The following is a 16,842-nucleotide window of genomic DNA, read 5'->3' on the forward strand; positions in this document are numbered from 1 at the left end:
CTCCTTGGTCAACGCTGAGTGGTGGAGCGAGCGGGTCGTGCCGTACTCGAGTGGTGCCGTGCGGCAGGTGGTTCGGGCCACCTGACGCAGCACTGAGATGGAGCTTCAGCGGGCCGCGGGCGAAGAAGGGCAGGCGTCTGCGGTCGTAAGGTGATTCGGAGGCGTCGCCCGATCGGTTTGCGCCGTCTCCCTCAGCTGTCGGAATCCGGCATCGGTGGCCTGGGATCGAACTCTGGACGCCGAAGCGGCGCCGCGCCTAGGCTGCCGCCATGACGGGTTTCCGGGCGATGGTCACGGGCCAACTCCTCACGGCCGAGACCTCCCGCGAGGGTGACAGGGTCACCACGCTGGAGCTCTTCTTCGACCTCGTCTACGTGTTCGCCTTCACCCAGGTGACGCAGCTGATGGCGCATGGGCACAGCGCCGAGAGTGTGCTCCAGGGGCTCGCCGTGCTCGCCCTCATCTGGTGGTCGTGGACCTCGTTCGCCTGGCTCACCAATCAGGCGCATGCCGACCGTGGCATCGTTCGTGTGGGAATCATGCTCGCGATAGCCATCATGTTCATCGTGTCACTCGTGATCCCCGAGAGCTTCGACGATCTCGAGGGTGGCCTGTTCGCACCGATGGTGTTCGTGGTCTGCATCACGCTGGTGAGCATCGTGCACGCCGTCGTCTACTGGATCGCCGCGGGAGCGGATGCCGCGCTCCGGCGTCAGATCCTCCGCAGCGTCGGCATCACCATCGTGCCTGTGCTAGCGCTGACCACGGTGGGCGCGCTCGTCGGCGGTCCGTGGCAGGCGTGGATCTGGCTCGGCACGGCGCTGCTGCAAGGGGTGATCATCTTCGTCACCTCGCACGGCGGCGACTGGCGCATCTACTCCATGGCCCACTTCTCGGAGCGGCACGGGCTCATCGTCATCCTGGCGCTCGGAGAGTCCGTCGTGGCGACGGGCGTCGGGGTCGCTGAGCTCGCCATCAGCGTGCCGATCATCATCGGCTCCCTGTTCGCCATCACCCTCGCCGTGGCCATGTGGTGGAACTACTTCCACCATCTCTCCGGTGGCGTCGAGCATGCACTGCAGCAACGCGAGGGGCGCGACAGGGTGGATGCCGCCACAGACGTGTACACCTACCTGCATCCGTTCGTCGTCGCAGGCATCATCATCGTCGCGCTCGGTGTGGAGCAGTCGATGCACGACGTCGAGTCCCCCGAGGCCATCGGCTACTTCGCGGCCTGGGCGTTGGGCGGCGGCCTGTCGCTGTACCTCGCGACCACGGGCTTCATCTGGGCGCGCGTGTCGGGCCAGTGGTCGCTGCTGCGCTTCGGCGCGGCGGTACTGGCACTCGTGCTGGTGCCGGTGATCGCCGAGCAGATCGCGCTGGTGGCCCTACCGATCCTCGTCGTGGTGTCGGTGCTGCTGGCCGTGCTCGAGGAGGTGCTCGGGCCGCGAGCCAAGGTGCGGCGCCGCCCGCGACCGGGCACGGCTGCAGAGGCCGGGATCGCCACCGCCGACTGACCGACTGGGGATGGCTCTCAGTCGACGGCTGAGCCCGAGGGATGCGGCAGCTCGGCGATGGTGCGCTTCATCGGGTCGACTGCAGACTCGTCCACGAGGTGCGCTCCCATGATGGGCTCGGCGTGCCAGTCGACGAGGGTCCACCGGCCTTCGGCATCCGAGTCGAGAGTGACGAGGCCCGTGTTGTCGAGCTCGTGCGTAGCGGCGTAGTCGCCATCGATGTTCTGCGCGCGCAACCCGGCCCAGGCGCGGATGGCCATGCCGTGGCTCACGACCAGCGCGCAGGAGGCGCCGGAGGCCACGACCTCGGCGATGGCGGCGTCGAAGCGGGCGAAGAACTCGTGGCCGTCGGGTCCGTCGGGTATGCGCCGGTCGAGGTCGCCGGCGGCCCAGGAGAAGGCGGCTTCAAGGTACGTGCGCACGGATGCCGGGTCACTGCGGTCCTCGAGGGCGCCGGCCTCGACCTCCCGCACGCCGGGCAGCACAGTGCCGCGCAGGCCGAGGTGCTGGGCCACCGGCACGGCGGTCTGCTGGGTGCGGAGAACCGTGGAGACGAAGAGCGCGTCGGGAACCCGGGCATGCGGGAGCTGCAGGCCCGGCGCGTGGCCGGCGAGTGCACCCGGCACCTCCTTGGCCTGTTCCTCGCCGAGCTCGGTGAGGCTGGGCCCGGGGGCATCAGTGTCGAGCAGGCCGAGCACGTTCGAGGATGTCTGGCCGTGGCGGAGGAGGAGCAGACGCATGGTGCGAGCGTAGACCCGGGGATTGCGACGTGGTGACCGTGGTGTGAGCATGGCGGTTGAAGAGAACGAGGAGGATCGGATGCTGCTCGAGAACAGGGTCGCCATCGTCTACGGAGCCGGGGGCTCGACCGGCCGCGCCGTTGCCACTGCCTTCGCGCGCGAGGGAGCCATCGTGCACCTTGCGGGGCGCACTCTCGAGTCTCTCCAGGGGCTTGCGGCCGAGATCCGCGAGACCGGCGGGCGAGCCGAGGTCGCTGTCGTCGATGCGCTCGACGAGGCACAGGTCGACGCCCATGCGGCCGCGGTGGTTGAGGCATCCGGCAGCATCGACATCTCGATCAACCTGATCGCCATCGGCGACGTTCAGGGCACGCCCCTCGTCGAGATGACGCTGGCCGACTTCGAGCAGCCGATCCACGGGGGAGTGCGCACGGCGTTCCTGACCGGGCGTGCGGCGGCGCGGCAGATGGTGACGCAGGGATCGGGGGTGCTGCTGTTCTTCGGTGGCGTCGGGGATCCGGTGAGGGATTACAGCATCGGCGGCTTCCAGGTTGCACTGCATGCCGTGGATGCGCTGCAGAAGCAGTTCGCGGCGGAGCTGGGTCGCAGCGGCATCCGGAGCGTGATGATCCAGACCGGCGGCATCGCCGAGACCCTGCCCGCCGAGATGCCCGGGCGCGAGGAGATCATGGCCATGCTGACCGAGCCGACGATGCTCGGGCGGGCGGCGACTCTTGCCGACGTCGGCAACGTCGTGGCCTTCGCCGCATCGGACCGCGCGGCGGCGATCACGGGCTCCGCCATCAACATCTCGGCGGGGTCGATCCTGCCGTAGGGGTTCAGCGACCGGAAGGCGCGTACCTCGCCAGCGTGATGCCCGTCGCGGTGGTCATGCTGCTGAGAAGGGTGAGGTTCTGCTGCACACCCTCGAACATGCGCTGCCCACTGCCGAGCAGCACCGGGTGGATGATCAGCACGTACTCGTCGATCAGCCCGGCGGATGCCAGTGCTCGCACGAGCTCCCCGCTGCCGAGGATGGAGAGGTCGCCGCCCTCGGTCGCCTTGAGCTCCGCGACCGTATCCACGGCCTCGCCGGCGAGCAGCGTTGAGTTCTGCCAGCTGAACTCGAGCGACGGGTCGCGGGAGACGACGATCTTCTCGGTGCGGTTCAGGTGCTCGGTGAACGGGTTGGGGTCGGTCTGGTGAGGCCAGAACGCCGCCATGTGATCGTAGGTGCGGTGGCCGAAGAGCATCGCACCGGTGCGGGCCATGCCCTTGCCCATCTCGGCGCCGAGCTCGGGGTCCGCACCGCCGCCGAGGGCCCAGCCGCCGAGGGTGAAGCCGCCGCGGGAGTCCTCCTCCGGCGACATCGGCGCCTGCATGACGCCGTCGAGCGAGATGTTGTTCGTCACCGAGATTCTGCGCATGGGTCGAGTCTCGTCCTCCGGCGGTGCGAGCACCAGAGCGCCCAGAGCACCCGAGCGCCGGAGCGGCACCGGGTGGCTGGGAAGTCAAGCCCTAAAGAGCGAGACGCTGCGCCCGTAGCGTCGTGAGCAGAGGCATCCGGTGCCGAGCGCACCGACTTCAGGCAACACCTACGGAAGAGATACGCACATCATGGCTCAGGTAATCGAAACGATCGACGTCGACGTTCCCGTCACGACCTCGTACAACCAGTGGACGCAGTTCGAGTCGTTCCCCCAATTCCTGCACTACGTCGACTCGATCACTCAGACCGACGACACCCACACGCACTGGACCGTCACCATCGCCGGCCAGACCCGCGAGTTCGACACCGAGATCACCGAGCAGCACCCCGATGAGCGCATCGCGTGGAACAGCATCAACGGCGACGTGGACCACGCCGGCGTGGTGACGTTCCACCGTCTCAGCGACACCACGAGCCGCGTGACCGTGCAGCTCGACTGGGAGCCCACCGGCGCTGCCGAGAAAGTCGGATCCGCTCTCGGCTTCGACTCGCGCGCCGTGAAGAAGGACCTCGAGAACTTCAAGGATCTCATCGAGAAGCAGGGCGCGGCCGAAGGAGCCTGGCGCGGCGACGTCGCGTAGTCAGCGACCGGGTCGCCATGATGGACTCATGGCGACCCGGATGCTGCTCATCTCCGACACGCACCTGCCCACGCGGGCTCGGCGCCTGCCGGATGCCGTGTGGCGGGCGATCGACACCGCCGACGTGGTGATCCACGCCGGTGACTGGGTCGACGTCGCCACCCTCGATGCCATCGAGGGGCGGGCGGCACGGTTCATCGGCGTCTACGGCAACAACGACGGGGCAGAGCTGCGGATGCGCCTGCCCGAGGTCGCACGCGCCGAGATCGACGGGCTCAGCTTCGGCGTCGTGCACGAGACCGGTGCGGCCACCGGCCGGGAGGCTCGGATGGATGCCACGTACGGCGGCGGGGACGCGGGCGGTGTCGGCGGCGCCGGGCCCGACGCGCTCGACGTTCTCGTCTTCGGGCACAGCCACATCCCGTGGGACTCGACGACGCCCGGCGGCGTCAGGCTGTTGAATCCGGGGTCCCCGACCGATCGCCGTCGTCAGCCCGTGTGCACGATGATGACGGCCGTGGCCGATGCCGGCACGCTGCGCGCCGTGGAGCTGGTGCCGGTCGCGCGCTGAGCGGCTCGCCCGGTGGATCAGCGCACGCTCGCTACAGCGGCGCCTGCACACCCACGAAGGTGATGGTGCGGCGAATGCTGAAGCCCAGCTTCTCGTAGAGCCGCACGGCACCGAGGTTGTCGCCGGCGACGTGCAGGATCGGCACCTCGCCGCGGGCGACGATGCCGGCGGCGACGGCCTCGACGAGGCGTCCGGCGTAGCCGCGACCTCGGTAGGCGTCGTCGGTGCAGACGGCGCTGATCTCGGTGAAGCCCGGCGGATGCATCCGCTCGCCGGCCATCGCCACGAGGGCGTCGCCGTCGCGGATGCCGAGGTAGCGTCCGAGCTCGCCCGTGCGGGGGCCGAAGGGACCCGGGCGCGTACGCGTCGCGAGGTCGAGCATGGCCGCGGAGTCGGCCGGGGTGAGCGTGACGATCTCGGGATCGACGGTGACGGATGCCGCACGCAGCCGTTCGGCCAGCTCGCGCCCGATCATCTGGAAGCCCTCGATGCGGAAGGTCTCGGTCCAGTCGGAGGGCATCGGGAGCGGCGTTCCCGCGACGGCGCCGGTGCCGGCCGGGCCGAGCAGTGTGGCGAGATCGGCGTAGGCGTCTGCTCCTGGCAGTGCCGAGCCGACGAACGGCGAGATCTCGCGGTCGAACGCGACGGCGCTGCCCGAGCGGATCGCGAGATGGGCCTGATGCCCCGTGAGGGCCGCGAACACGGGGTGATCGAGCACCGCTTCGTCGGGCGCTGTCGTGGTGGTCTCGGATGCGGCAGACATAGGTCGAGAGTCTATCGACGCTGCCGCCGCGCAGCGTCGCCAGGTGGGGAGAGGAGCGCCCCGAGGGCATGCTCTCCGACCCTCCGCACGGGCGGAGGAGGAGTGCATGCCCGTCGGGGCATGTGGCCGGTCATCAGAACTGGCCGCGGGAGAGCAGCACCAGCAACTGGGTGTCGCGGGTGCTGTCCACGCGCAGGGCGTCAGCCTCGCGTCGAGCCTGAACGCCGTCGTGGGACAGCTGCAGGCTCTGGGCATTCCGTGTGCTCGAGCGCGAGCTCCAGCGAACGAGGGCCAGGCCCGCACGTCGTGCGAGGCGATCGAGGCCGGTCGTCGAGTACTGCTGCGCCCGCGATTGCGTATCTCGAGCGGTGAGGAGTTGCGTGTTCATGGTGTTCCTTCGTGTGGTGATGGTGATGGTGATGGGTGTTTCAGGGGCAGCGTGCGTCGCCGGCGGCATCCGTCGTTCGGGAAAACGGCAGCACGGCGCGTCGGCGATGGGGTCGCTGATGGAGAGGACGCAGGCGCGGACGCGCACTGCGGAGGGCGGGCGGTCGCCTGTCGGATCCGACATCGACCGGAGTCGATCAGCGGGAGGACGGGGCGGCCGTCGGCGATGGCTCAGCCATCGGTGCCACCTGAGGGGTAGCGGGGCGCGACGCTCGGAAGCGTCGTACGGCCAGGGGTCAGCCGGCGATCCGAGGGAAGGAGGCCGCAGAGGTGAACGGCGTGATCGGAGCGATCGGCGTCATCTGAGTTGTAAAGAACATGGGGTCTTCTCCTTCCTGTCGGGGGCTGGGCCTGCCGGGATCGAGCAGCACCAAGAGATGAACCTAGCGGGGTTCCGCGACGGGCCGCAATAGGGGCGTGCCCGGAGTCCGCGATCGTTACCTGGCGGTTATCTGTCGTTCAGGTCGATGCACCGCGAGGGCGACTTCGTCGCTTCCTTCGCCGAGCGAAGGGCGTCAGCGCGCGTGGATCGCCCGCACGACGGCCTGCACCGGATCATGGTCGGATGCAGCAGCACCGTCGAACCGCACCACGTTGATGCCCGTGCGCTCGACCTCGACGTTCGTTCCCACGAGGATCAGGTCGATGCGCTTGCCGCCGGCCTTGAGCGGCAGGTAGTTCGAGAACGTTCCCCACTGCGGCGTGAGCCTGTGCTCGGCCGCGTGCCAGCTGTCGCGTAGCACGCCGTCCTCGGTCAGGTGCCTGTAGACGGCGGAGTTCACGTCGGCGTTGACGTCGCCGGTGACGACGACGACGGCATCTGGATTCGCCGCCTGAGCCTCGGCCACGAGCTTCACGATCATCTGCGCCGAGCGCCAGCGCGCCCTGGGGGACTTGTGGTCGAAGTGGGTCGTGAAGGCGATCACGCGTCCGCCGGTGGCGAGGTCGTCGAACTCCGCCGAGACGACGACCCGCGGCACGCTGTTGCCCCAGCTGCGCGACCCGGGCTTGTCGGGGGTGTCGGAGAGCGCGAGCTGGTTCGTGGCGGTGAGGCGCAGCCGGCGCCGGTCGAAGAAGATGATGCTGCGCTCGCCGCGTCCGTTGGCGTTGCGGCCGCGGCCGACGCCGCCGAAGTCCGGCCCGAGGCTCTCGGCGACGAACGCCGCCTGGTCCGCCAGCGCCTCCTGCACGCCGAGGATGGTCGGCTGCTCGGACTCGAGAATGCGCCGCAGCAGCGGCTTGCGAGTGGCCCAGCGGTCGGGGTGCGTGCGCATGACGTGCGCGATGCGGCGGCGGATGTTGTAGGTCATGACGTGCAGGTCAGGTGCGGAGACGGGGCCGATCATCGGGGCTGTCGAGGCTGCATCCGTCATTCGTTCAGCGTAGGTGCACCGAGTGTCGGCACCGGGAGCGTGTCGCGGCTCGGCGCCCCGCTACCGTGGGCGAGGATGACGCGAGCGGCGTCGCGTGACCCGCTCACCGGGTGGGAGGCTCGTATGGGTTCTGCACTGGTTCTCGGCGGCGGAGGAGTCACCGGCATCGCGTGGGAGACCGGACTGCTGTTCGGCCTCGAGCAGGCCGGCGTGCGGTTGCGCACGGCCGACCGGCTGATCGGCACCTCGGCCGGATCGACGGTGGCCGCGCAACTCGCTAGCGGAACCGCGCTGGAGAGCCTGTTCGAGGCGCAGCGACGCGGCACTGTCGGTGAGCGCGCGGCGAAGCTCTCGGCGGCGAACATCCTGCGACTGGTGGGCGGTCTCGCCTTCGCCCGAGATCGCCCGAAGGCCATCCGCAGCCTCGGCCAGGCGACCCTGGAGCGCACTGACCCCGCCGATGCCCAGGCGCGCCGCGCCATCATCGCCGAACGGGTTCCCGTTCACGAGTGGCCCGATCGCGACCTGCGCATCGCCGCGAACGACGTGCTGACGGGCGAACTGCGCGTCTTCACCGCCGCAGACGGCGTGCCTTTGATCGACGCCGTGGGAGCCAGCTGCGCGGTGCCGCTGGTCTGGCCGCCCGTCGAGATCGACGGCAGGTACTACATCGACGGCGGGCTGCCGTACTCGGCCAACGTGCAGTTGGCTGCGGGATGCGACAGCGTCGTCGTGATCGCACCCCTCACGAGCGGCATCGGTGCGGGCACCTCGGTGCGGGCCCAGCTGAAGGCGCTCGGCTCCGGTGTGCAGAGCCTGGTGCTCCCGCCCGACCGCGAGGCGAAGCGCGCCCTGGGTCGCAACTCCCTCGATCCCGCGGCTCGCGAGGCCTCGGCCGTCGCCGGTCACCTGCAGGCCGAGAGGGTCGCTGCCGAGGCCGCGGCGTTCTGGGGGACGGCGTAGAGCGTGCAGTGGCGCAGCGCCCTCTGGGCTGTCAGGCCGTCGGGCGTCGGCCGAGCTCGGCCTCGATGCGTGCGATCAGGTCATCGAGACTCTCGGCCGGATCGACGGCCACCGCGAAGCCAGGCTCATCGGCCCCGAGCGACTCGAGCGTCGCCAGCTGCGAGTCGAGCAGCGATGACGGCATGAACTCGTGCGACCGCACACGCACCCGACGCTCGAGCTCTGCCCGGGGCACGTCGAGTTCGACGAAGAGGGCGTCAGGGGCCGCGACCAGCAGCCGTTCCCGATAACTCCGCCGCAGGGCGGAGCATGCGATGACGGTGCCGGGAGCGGCGATGGCGGCGGCTCCGACGGCATCGAGCCACGGCCAGCGGTCGTCGTCGTCGAGCGGATGCCCCTGCGCCATCTTGGCGACATTGGTCTGGGGGTGCAGGTCGTCGGCGTCGACGAACGGCCGCCCCAGGCGCACGGCCAGCGCCGAGCCGACGGCGGACTTGCCCGCCCCGGAGACGCCCATCACGATGACTGTGGTCTCGGCGGGCATCGGTCCTCCTGGGGATGAGATCTCAGATGCCGACGCTACAGGGCGAGCGGAGCGCTGACCGGTCGGCACGCCTCACCAGGCGCTGAGCCTCTCCGGAGTGAACACGATCACCGAGCTGAACTGCGCCATGATCGGCTCGATGTCCATGCCGTAATCCCCCATCGCCTCGGCGTACTTGGCGCTGTAGGCATCGCGGATGCGGGGAAGCCAGCCTGCGGCATCCGTTTCGGAGACCTCAGCGCTGCCACTGAGGATGACGACGTCGGAGCCGAAGGGTCCGGTCTCGAGATGCAGTTGCACGGGGGAGCCGCGCCGGATCGCGTGCACCTTGGCCGTGGTCGGCTCGCTCATGACCAGCACGGTTCCCTCGTGCCAGAGGAACCAGACCGGAACGCTGCGGGGAGCGCCGTCGGAGCGCACAGTCGTGATCCACGCGATGATCTCGGAGTCGAGTTTCTGGAGCGCCTTCACGTGCGCCGGATTCGCCTGGTCGAAGAGGGCGGGTGCAGCGGCTCCGGTGCTGCTGGTCTCAGTGCTGCTGGTCTCAGTGCTGCTGGTCTCAGGGCTCATGCCTCGACGCTACGCCCGACGTGCGACATGGCAGACGTCTAGCGTTGAGTCATGAACCAGGACCAGGTGCGGAACCTCTCGGCGGCCTTCGGCACGATCACCGAGCACTGGCAGCCACGGCGTCTGACCAGCGTGAACGACTACGACGTGAAGATCGCGAAGGTCGCGGGCGAGTTCGTCTGGCACGCCCACCCCGACACCGACGAGCTGTTCCTCGTGCATGCCGGCGAGCTGACGATCCAGCTGCGCGATGGCGACGTGCGGCTCGGCCCCGGCGACATCTACGTCGTGCCGCGCGGTGTCGAGCACTGCCCGTTCGCCGCCGACGAGGCATCCATCGTCATGGTCGAGCTGCAGGGAACCGTGAACACCGGCGATGTCGGCGGGGAGCGCACGGCACCCCTGCAGGAGCTCTGAGCCGAGGACTGACAGCCGACGCCTGACGCCCCCTGCCTCGCGCGGCCCGGCGTCTCTGCATTGTTGCATGATGCAACCTGTGGGCGTACTGTTGCACTAAGCAACAGAAGGCGAGGCGCCCCCATGGCACGTCAACGCGACGAACACGCAGCCAGCGTGCTACGCGCCCTCATCCGGATCTCCCGTCGCGGCGTCGCGGACGCCCGGACTGCCGGCATCCGGCTCTCCCTCACCGACCAGTCGATCGTCGCGTTCATCGTCGACAACCCGGGCAGCCGCTCGACCGACATCGCGAGCGAGTTCCTGTTGAACCGCTCCACGGTCTCGCGCCAGCTGACCAACCTCGTGAAGCTCGGTGTCGTTCGCGAAGCGACGGATGCCGCGGGGCGCGGCCGCCCGCTCGAGCTCACCGAAGCCGGCTGGGACGCCTACCGCGAGAGCCTCGGCATCCTGCAGAACGTCGTCGACGCGCAGCTGGACGACTGGACCGACGACGAGGTGGCCGCCTTCGCCGAGTCGCTCGCGCGGTTCAACGCTGCGCGGCCCGCGGATGCCGCATCCGCCTCACAGACTCCACAAGAGAACTCAGAGAAGTAAGCAGCAAGAAGGAAGTCATGTCAGAACCAACCAAGATCACAGTGCTCGGAACCGGCGTGCTCGGGTCGCAGATCGCGTACCAGACCGCGTTCTCCGGATTCGAGGTGGTCGCGTACGACATCAGCAACGACGTGCTCGAGCAGGCCCAGGTGCGATTCGCCGGCCTCGCCGAGACGTACAAGCGAGAGGTCGCCGGAGCAGCGGACGGCACGGCCGATGCCGCGCTCGGTCGCATCCGTCTCTCGGCTGATCTCGCCGATGCCGTGACGGATGCCGACCTCGTGATCGAGGCGATCCCCGAGAACCTCGCCCTCAAGCGCGACACCTACACGAAGCTCGCCGCCCTCGCCCCGGAGCACACGATCTTCGCGACGAACTCATCGACGCTCCTGCCCAGCGACCTGTCGGGCTTCACCGGACGCCCCGATCGCTTCCTGGCGCTGCACTTCGCGAACCACGTGTGGGTGCAGAACACCGCCGAGATCATGGGAACTCCGGCGACCGACCCCGCCGTGTTCCAGACCGTCGTCGACTTCGCCTCGGCCATCGGCATGGTGCCGATCGAGATCAGGAAGGAGAAGGCGGGCTACCTGCTGAACTCCCTGCTCGTTCCGTTCCTCGACGCTGCCGGAGAGCTCGTGGTGGGCGGCTACGCCGACCCCGAGACGATCGACAAGACCTGGCGCATCGGAACCGGCGCCCCCCTCGGCCCGTTCCAGATCTACGACATCGTGGGACTCACGACGGCCTACAACATCTCCTCGCACGGCGGTGAGAAGCAGCAGGCCTTCGCCGCGTACCTCAAGGAGAACTACATCGACCAGGGCAAGCTCGGCACGTCGACGGGCGAGGGGTTCTACTCGTACAGGTAGGTGCCGCTCAGCGGAGGTGCTCGCTGAACCACTCCACGGCGAGGGCGTCGTAGCTCGCGGCAGCATCGGTCTGCGGAGCCGGCTCGAGGCCGGGCTCCTCGGCCAGCGCGTGCGCGACGCCCTCCATGAGCTGCAGGTCGGCTCCGGTGGCGACGGCGAACAGGCGCGCGGGACCTACGAAGGCGGGCTCGTCGTCGAGGCCGACGATGACGCGAACAGCGGCATCCGTCGCCGTGATCTCCTCGGCGCGGGCGACGAAGTCCATGTCGGCGGCGACGCGCCTGGACTCCGGATGCCACGAGTAGGCGTCGCCGCCCAGGAAGTCGGCCATCGCGTCGATGTTGGGAGCGAGCTGCAGCATGGGGCTCACGAAGACCGCTGCCAAGGCGCCCGAGCTGCCGCCGGCGAGCAAGCCGGCGGCGACGGCCGAGCCCGCCGATCCGCCGAGGAGGCCGAGGGCGGCATCGGGTGCCACGTCGAACCGCTCGCTCAATTCGGCGAACGCAGCGGGGAACTCGGCGATCGCGCCCTCGAGGATCGGCGCGAACAACTGCATCACCGCGTCTTCCCCGGCGCGACGCATGATCTCCTCGAAGCCGCCCTCGGGCATGCGCTCACCGCTGAGGGGGAGGCCCAGGTAGAGGACAGTGGCGTCGAGGCCGGTGAGAGGGATGGCCGCCGCGAAGGCTGCCGGGGTGCGCGGCGGATCGAGCAGGTGCCAGGCGACGATCACGGGGGCGGATGCCGATTCCGCCGGTCGGGCGACGAACGGGACTCCGGCTGAGGTCGTGCCGGCTGCGAGTGCTGACTCGGTCATGACTTCACGCTAGCCCGAGGGTCCGACACTCACGGCGGCGATTTCCTGCACCGCGGCACCTCGATGCGCGCGAAGCCTCCGCTCCAGTCAGCAACACTGCGCGCCGCATCCGTTTCACTGGTCTGAGCCCAGCTGTACTCCCGGAGACGGCGGCTGAACGGAAAGATGTACCCATGAACGCAGCACGCGGAACGACACCAGCAGCCGGAACCCAGACCACCCGCATGCATGAGGTCTCCAAAGAGACCAGCGACATCGTCGACGTCGTTCTCGAGTACTCGCGGCGGCGCATCCTGAGCTCGGACACCCCGCTCGACAAGCCGCTGAGCGCCGCTGAACTCGAGCGACTCGCCGGTCGCTCGATCGACGAGAAAGGTATCGGAGCCACCCGCGCGCTGGCGCTGTTCGAGCACGTGCTCGCTCCGGCCTGCATCACCACGGATCACCCGCAGTACCTCTCCTTCATCCCGTCGGCTCCGACGAAGGCCGCGATCTCGTTCGACCTCGTCGTGTCGGCGAGTGCCCTCTACGGCGGATCCTGGCTCGAGGGGGCAGGCGCCGTCTTCGCCGAGAACGAGGCCCTCGGCTGGCTCGCCCGCGAGTTCGGCCTGCCCCCGACCTCGGGCGGTGTCTTCGTTCAGGGCGGAACCCTCGGCAACCTGTCGGCCCTCGTCGCCGCCCGCGAGCGCGCCCGCCTGCGCGTGACGGAGCGCCGCGAGGAGCAGCCGCGCCGCTGGGTGATCGTGTGCAGCGCCGAGGCGCACTCGTCGATCGCCTCGGCCGCCCGCGTGATGGACGTCGAGGTCGTGCCGGTCGCGCCGCGCTCCGACGGCATGCTCACGGGCGAGGCCGTGCGGGGTGCTCTCGTCGAGCACGGGGCATCCGTCCTCGCCGTCGTGGCCACGGGTGGATCGACGAACTTCGGCGTCGTCGACGACATCGCCTCGATCGCGGCCCTGAAGGACGAGTTCGAGTTCTGGCTGCACGTCGACGGCGCCTACGGCCTCGCGGCCATGCTGTCGCCGCTCGCCCGACACCGCTTCGCCGGGGTCGAGCGCGCCGACTCGGTGATCGTCGACCCGCACAAGTGGCTGTTCGCCCCGTTCGACGCCTGCGCGCTCATCTATCGCGACCCGGAGTCGGGCAGGCGCGCGCACACGCAGCACGCCGAGTACCTCGACACCCTCACCGAGACCAGCGACTGGAGCCCGTCAGACTACGCCGCCCACCTCACCCGCCGCGCGCGCGGACTCCCACTGTGGTTCTCGCTCGCGACATACGGCGGACAGGCCTACCGCGATGCCGTGACGCACTCCATCCAGCTGGCGCTCGACATCGCCGCCGAGATCGAGAGGCGCCCGGGGCTGTCGCTGGTGCGCGACCCGCAGCTCTCGGTCGTGGTCTTCGAGCGCGACGGATGGGCCAAGGCCGACTACGACGCCTGGTCGGCGCGCCTGCTCGAGTCGCAGCACGCCTTCGTGACGCCGTCGTCGCACGCGGGTCGCCCGAACGCGCGCTTCGCGATCATCAACCCGCTGACGACGTTCGAGCAGCTGGTGGGCATCCTCGACACGATGTGACCTCTAGTCGGCCGGCGATCCGACCCGGAGGAGACGGAACTCCTCGCGGTGCAGCAGCCGGAGGATCGCCGCGCGTGGGCCGCCGAACGCCTGCAGGCCGGCATCCGTCGCATAGGGCTCGATCGCGACGATGCTGTACTCGCGCCCTCCGGCGACGATGACGCAGGAGCCGGCGGCCATGATGTTGCGGTACCAGTTGACGCCGTCACCGTAGGTGAGTTCGGCGACGAAGCCTGCGGGCACGCGCGCGAGGATGAGCGGGGTCTCGAAGGTGCGCCCACTCGAACGACCGACGTGGCGCACGAGTGAGAACGGACCGTGACCCCAGCGGGCGAGGCGCAGGGTGAGCCTGTTGAGGGTGTTCTTCAGCACCCAGAGGAATCCGCGCTTCACCCGCCCCGTCGCCATGGAGCCAGCCTCGCATTCCGCCGGCGTGTACGTCGAGAGGGCGTCGGGCGTCGGGCGTCGGTGGGTGAGTTTGCAGGATGAGACCGAGTCTGAGTGCTGTGGAGCACCCATGGTGGCTGTGGTCCTGCATACGTGAAGCGCGGCAGTGCGGCGGCGGGGAGATGGCGCGGCGCAGGAGCGTGTCAGGTGGCAGCGCGATCGGCGGCCGGAGTCAGCCGAACATCAGCGCGAGCGTCGGCATCAGCTGCGTCACGGCGACGGCACTGACGGCGACCACGGCACCGCCCACCCAGATCGCGCGCACGTCGCGGGCGGTGCGCACCTCCTGTTGCAGCGAGGAGAACTGCTCGAGGTTCGCTTCGGCGAGGGCCTCGGCCGCGTTCGAGTGCCAGGTCGACGGATGCTCCGCAGCAGTGACGACCGGCGTCGTCGCGAGCGCCGGCGTGCGCCGCCGTCGTCGGAGCCATCGAACGAGCTGGGTGTCCGCGAGGACCATGACGTCGCTCGGCTGCTGCTTGACGGTGATGGACTTGGCGCCGACGACGGCGATGACCGGGCGCACCACGATGTCGGTTCCGGCGGCGGCACTCAGCAGGCGGGTGGCGCGCTCAGCCTCGTGGCGGGAGTTGCGCAGGTAGTCCGTCGGCTGACCGTTCACGAGCAGCTTGCGGGCGCCCACCCACACGCGGGCGTCGTCGTGATGCTTGGTGTTGATCGTGTAGACGCCTGACGGGCCGATGACGACGTGGTCGATGTCGCTCTCCCCGTGGCCGACGGGCACGGAGTGCAGCACGGTCCAGTCGGGTCCGAGCTGCTTCAGGCGTGCCGCCACCGCCAGCTCGCCGAGGGCTCCGAGGTACCAGCTGCGCGACTCATCCGAGAGCGGGCTGCGCCCCAACATCCGGGCCATCCGGCCGCGATCGGGGACCTGGGACTGCTCGGCCAGGCACCGGGTGATGACGGATGCGCCCGCAGCCCGGGTGCGGAGGGAGGCCGCTGCGTTACGTGCAGGACCGACCTCGGGGGAGAGAGCCGTCATCGGAGCCTTTCAGAGGGTCAGGCACTCGACGTTACGGATGCGAGCGGGCTCGCGAGAAGTCCCCGTTCGCGGGCGGCTGGGCCGACTCCTAGAAGACGATGCTGAGGTGCGGGGTGCGCTCGGCGGCGAAGAGGCGGTCGGCCAGCGCCAGCGTCTCGGGGCTGTCGGCCGCGATCAGGCCGGCTGCCGCGAGCACCGTGGGGCGGATGCCGCCCAGGAAGACGGCGCCGAGCTGGTTGACCGTGAGGGTGAGCGTGGCCGGGTCGGCGGCCGCGGCGTCGGTGCCGGCATCTCGAGCGGCATCCGGAACCGACGGCGCTCGCGTCACCGAGGCAGTCCCGTCAGCCGCGACGTCGAGCCTGAAGCGTCCGGAGGCGAAGCCCAGCGCATCGCTGACCTCGAGGTCGAGGCGACCGGCGGCTCCGTAGCGGCGACTCTCGAGGGTCGCGATGGGATCGAGCACCCGCACCCAGAGGAAGTCCTCGACCTCGCTCCAGCGCACGGCTCGGCGATCGGCGAGCAGGAGCGGCAGAGGCTCGTCGATCGACCTGTGCCGGGCACGGATGCTGGTCACGAGGTCGTGCTCGACCAGGAACTTCCAGAGGCCGGCGTAGGCGTCGTCGGTCGCGGCCGTAAAGTGCTCGACCTCGAGGCGCACGATGTCGGGCTCGTGCTCGATCAGTCGGAACGCGACGACGCCCTGCGGGGTGCCTTCGGCGTCGTCGTAGCGCGCGGTGCGGATCGACCGTCCGCGATCGCTGTCCGGTGCGATGAGGCCGAAATGCTGGTCGAAGCGGCCGCCCCATCGGTCGATCTCGCCGGGAGTGCGGCTCACCGCCCTGGCCGAGATCTCCTCGACGATGGATCGAGCCGATGCCGCCTGGACGAAGTGCACCCGACCGGTCGGAGTCGGCCCGACCCACGCCACACGGCGGCGGTCGACCTCGAGGGTCGCGACGGAGGTGGCCGGTGCATATCCGTAGCGGCTGTAGATCGTGGCCTCGCTCGCCGTGAGGATGGCGAGAGGCACACCGGCGGCGGCCGCAGTGCGCAGCTCACCCTCCATGAGTGCGCGGGCGATGCCGCGGCGGCGATGGGTGGCGGCGACGGTCACCGAGCTCACGGCCCAGGCGGGCACGATGGCGGGGCCGGGAACGGTGAGCTCGGCGACCCAGGTGCTGACCGTCGCGACGGGCACGGCGGCATCCGGGATCGTGTCGTCCCAGACGCCGGTTGTACGGCGGTAGGCCAGGTTGGCGAAGTTCGCGTCGATGGTCGCTTCGCTCAGTCGGCTCTCGTGGAAGCCGCGCGAATCGGCCTGGTCCCAGGCGGCGAAGGCCGCTCGATCCGTGGTGTCGACCAGGCCGTAGCGCAGGCCGGAAGCGGCGAGGGCGGCTGTGGACTCGGAGTCGACGGGAAGGAGGCGGGCGTCGGCTGTCATGATTCGAGCCTAGGGCGCTTTCGGCCGCCGTCTCGGTCGGGCGCTTCGGCCGTGGACTGCGTCCGGGCCTCACCGAGCGGAGAGGACCACGATGCGTCACCCGCCCGCGGATA

Annotated in this window: 20 protein-coding genes; 9 read left to right on the top strand and 11 right to left on the bottom strand. The window is 69.6% G+C overall.

Annotated features, from left to right (window positions below):
• Positions 1-269 precede the first annotated feature (269 nt).
• Positions 270-1,517 (top strand): low temperature requirement protein A, encoded by a 1,248-nt coding sequence (locus tag AADV74_RS15125; RefSeq protein WP_342115584.1) that lies wholly within the window; start codon positions 270-272, stop codon positions 1,515-1,517.
• A 17-nt stretch (positions 1,518-1,534) separates the two neighbouring features.
• Here the strand turns inward: AADV74_RS15125 and AADV74_RS15130 are convergent, their stop codons facing one another.
• On the bottom strand, positions 1,535-2,257 hold the full coding sequence (locus AADV74_RS15130; RefSeq protein WP_342115586.1) for a histidine phosphatase family protein: 723 nt from the start codon (positions 2,255-2,257) through the stop codon (positions 1,535-1,537).
• A gap of 49 nt (positions 2,258-2,306) precedes the next feature.
• Here AADV74_RS15130 and AADV74_RS15135 point away from each other — a divergent pair, with 49 nt between their 5' ends.
• Positions 2,307-3,092: an SDR family NAD(P)-dependent oxidoreductase gene (locus AADV74_RS15135; RefSeq protein WP_342115588.1), complete on the top strand. Its 786-nt coding sequence runs from the start codon at positions 2,307-2,309 to the stop codon at positions 3,090-3,092.
• 4 nt (positions 3,093-3,096) lie between these two features.
• Here the strand turns inward: AADV74_RS15135 and AADV74_RS15140 are convergent, their stop codons facing one another.
• Positions 3,097-3,684 carry a dihydrofolate reductase family protein gene (locus AADV74_RS15140; RefSeq protein WP_342115590.1) on the bottom strand — a complete coding sequence of 196 codons (588 nt, stop codon included), beginning with the start codon at positions 3,682-3,684 and terminating at the stop codon, positions 3,097-3,099.
• Positions 3,685-3,874: 190 nt separating this feature from the next.
• Here AADV74_RS15140 and AADV74_RS15145 point away from each other — a divergent pair, with 190 nt between their 5' ends.
• Positions 3,875-4,327 carry an SRPBCC family protein gene (locus AADV74_RS15145; protein ID WP_342115592.1) on the top strand — a complete coding sequence of 151 codons (453 nt, stop codon included), beginning with the start codon at positions 3,875-3,877 and terminating at the stop codon, positions 4,325-4,327.
• Positions 4,328-4,355: 28 nt separating this feature from the next.
• Positions 4,356-4,898, top strand: a complete 543-nt coding sequence (locus AADV74_RS15150) for a metallophosphoesterase family protein (protein WP_342115594.1) — start codon at positions 4,356-4,358, stop codon at positions 4,896-4,898.
• A gap of 31 nt (positions 4,899-4,929) precedes the next feature.
• On the opposite strand, the gene AADV74_RS15155 is transcribed toward AADV74_RS15150, so the two are convergent.
• The 3 genes from AADV74_RS15155 to AADV74_RS15165 all read right to left on the bottom strand — a co-directional run bounded on the left by AADV74_RS15155 (position 4,930) and on the right by AADV74_RS15165 (position 7,481).
• Positions 4,930-5,661: a GNAT family N-acetyltransferase gene (locus AADV74_RS15155; RefSeq protein WP_342115596.1), complete on the bottom strand. Its 732-nt coding sequence runs from the start codon at positions 5,659-5,661 to the stop codon at positions 4,930-4,932.
• Between the two features lie 133 nt (positions 5,662-5,794).
• The gene (locus AADV74_RS15160; protein WP_342115598.1) at positions 5,795-6,049 is read right to left on the bottom strand and encodes a hypothetical protein; all 255 of its coding nucleotides are present in this window, start codon (positions 6,047-6,049) and stop codon (positions 5,795-5,797) included.
• Between the two features lie 574 nt (positions 6,050-6,623).
• The gene (locus AADV74_RS15165; RefSeq protein WP_342115600.1) at positions 6,624-7,481 is read right to left on the bottom strand and encodes an endonuclease/exonuclease/phosphatase family protein; all 858 of its coding nucleotides are present in this window, start codon (positions 7,479-7,481) and stop codon (positions 6,624-6,626) included.
• Between the two features lie 123 nt (positions 7,482-7,604).
• Here AADV74_RS15165 and AADV74_RS15170 point away from each other — a divergent pair, with 123 nt between their 5' ends.
• Positions 7,605-8,444, top strand: a complete 840-nt coding sequence (locus AADV74_RS15170) for a patatin-like phospholipase family protein (protein ID WP_342115602.1) — start codon at positions 7,605-7,607, stop codon at positions 8,442-8,444.
• A gap of 31 nt (positions 8,445-8,475) precedes the next feature.
• On the opposite strand, the gene AADV74_RS15175 is transcribed toward AADV74_RS15170, so the two are convergent.
• Together AADV74_RS15175 and AADV74_RS15180 are read right to left on the bottom strand one after the other, a co-directional pair.
• Positions 8,476-8,988, bottom strand: a complete 513-nt coding sequence (locus AADV74_RS15175; protein ID WP_342115604.1) for a gluconokinase — start codon at positions 8,986-8,988, stop codon at positions 8,476-8,478.
• A gap of 72 nt (positions 8,989-9,060) precedes the next feature.
• The gene (locus AADV74_RS15180) at positions 9,061-9,558 is read right to left on the bottom strand and encodes a pyridoxamine 5'-phosphate oxidase family protein (protein ID WP_342115606.1); all 498 of its coding nucleotides are present in this window, start codon (positions 9,556-9,558) and stop codon (positions 9,061-9,063) included.
• Positions 9,559-9,609: 51 nt separating this feature from the next.
• Between AADV74_RS15180 and AADV74_RS15185 the strand changes: the two genes are divergently transcribed.
• The 3 genes from AADV74_RS15185 to AADV74_RS15195 all read left to right on the top strand — a co-directional run bounded on the left by AADV74_RS15185 (position 9,610) and on the right by AADV74_RS15195 (position 11,444).
• The gene (locus AADV74_RS15185) at positions 9,610-9,975 is read left to right on the top strand and encodes a cupin domain-containing protein (RefSeq protein ID WP_342115608.1); all 366 of its coding nucleotides are present in this window, start codon (positions 9,610-9,612) and stop codon (positions 9,973-9,975) included.
• Positions 9,976-10,098: 123 nt separating this feature from the next.
• Positions 10,099-10,572 carry a MarR family winged helix-turn-helix transcriptional regulator gene (locus AADV74_RS15190; RefSeq protein ID WP_342115610.1) on the top strand — a complete coding sequence of 158 codons (474 nt, stop codon included), beginning with the start codon at positions 10,099-10,101 and terminating at the stop codon, positions 10,570-10,572.
• Positions 10,573-10,589: 17 nt separating this feature from the next.
• Positions 10,590-11,444 (top strand): 3-hydroxyacyl-CoA dehydrogenase, encoded by an 855-nt coding sequence (locus tag AADV74_RS15195; protein WP_342115612.1) that lies wholly within the window; start codon positions 10,590-10,592, stop codon positions 11,442-11,444.
• A gap of 7 nt (positions 11,445-11,451) precedes the next feature.
• On the opposite strand, the gene AADV74_RS15200 is transcribed toward AADV74_RS15195, so the two are convergent.
• A complete protein-coding gene (locus AADV74_RS15200; RefSeq protein WP_342115615.1) occupies positions 11,452-12,261 on the bottom strand; it encodes a hypothetical protein in 810 nt (269 codons plus the stop codon).
• Between the two features lie 173 nt (positions 12,262-12,434).
• Between AADV74_RS15200 and AADV74_RS15205 the strand changes: the two genes are divergently transcribed.
• On the top strand, positions 12,435-13,841 hold the full coding sequence (locus AADV74_RS15205) for a pyridoxal phosphate-dependent decarboxylase family protein (RefSeq protein ID WP_342115616.1): 1,407 nt from the start codon (positions 12,435-12,437) through the stop codon (positions 13,839-13,841).
• Between the two features lie 3 nt (positions 13,842-13,844).
• On the opposite strand, the gene AADV74_RS15210 is transcribed toward AADV74_RS15205, so the two are convergent.
• The 3 genes from AADV74_RS15210 to AADV74_RS15220 all read right to left on the bottom strand — a co-directional run bounded on the left by AADV74_RS15210 (position 13,845) and on the right by AADV74_RS15220 (position 16,729).
• Positions 13,845-14,249 (bottom strand): PNPOx family protein, encoded by a 405-nt coding sequence (locus AADV74_RS15210; RefSeq protein ID WP_342115618.1) that lies wholly within the window; start codon positions 14,247-14,249, stop codon positions 13,845-13,847.
• Positions 14,250-14,460: 211 nt separating this feature from the next.
• Positions 14,461-15,288 (bottom strand): nuclease-related domain-containing protein, encoded by an 828-nt coding sequence (locus tag AADV74_RS15215; RefSeq protein ID WP_342115620.1) that lies wholly within the window; start codon positions 15,286-15,288, stop codon positions 14,461-14,463.
• An 88-nt stretch (positions 15,289-15,376) separates the two neighbouring features.
• The gene (locus AADV74_RS15220; protein WP_342115623.1) at positions 15,377-16,729 is read right to left on the bottom strand and encodes a GNAT family N-acetyltransferase; all 1,353 of its coding nucleotides are present in this window, start codon (positions 16,727-16,729) and stop codon (positions 15,377-15,379) included.
• Positions 16,730-16,842: the final 113 nt, after the last annotated feature.

Source organism: Leifsonia stereocauli, assembly GCF_038432415.1.
Classification (GTDB): Bacteria; Actinomycetota; Actinomycetes; order Actinomycetales; family Microbacteriaceae; genus Orlajensenia; species Orlajensenia stereocauli.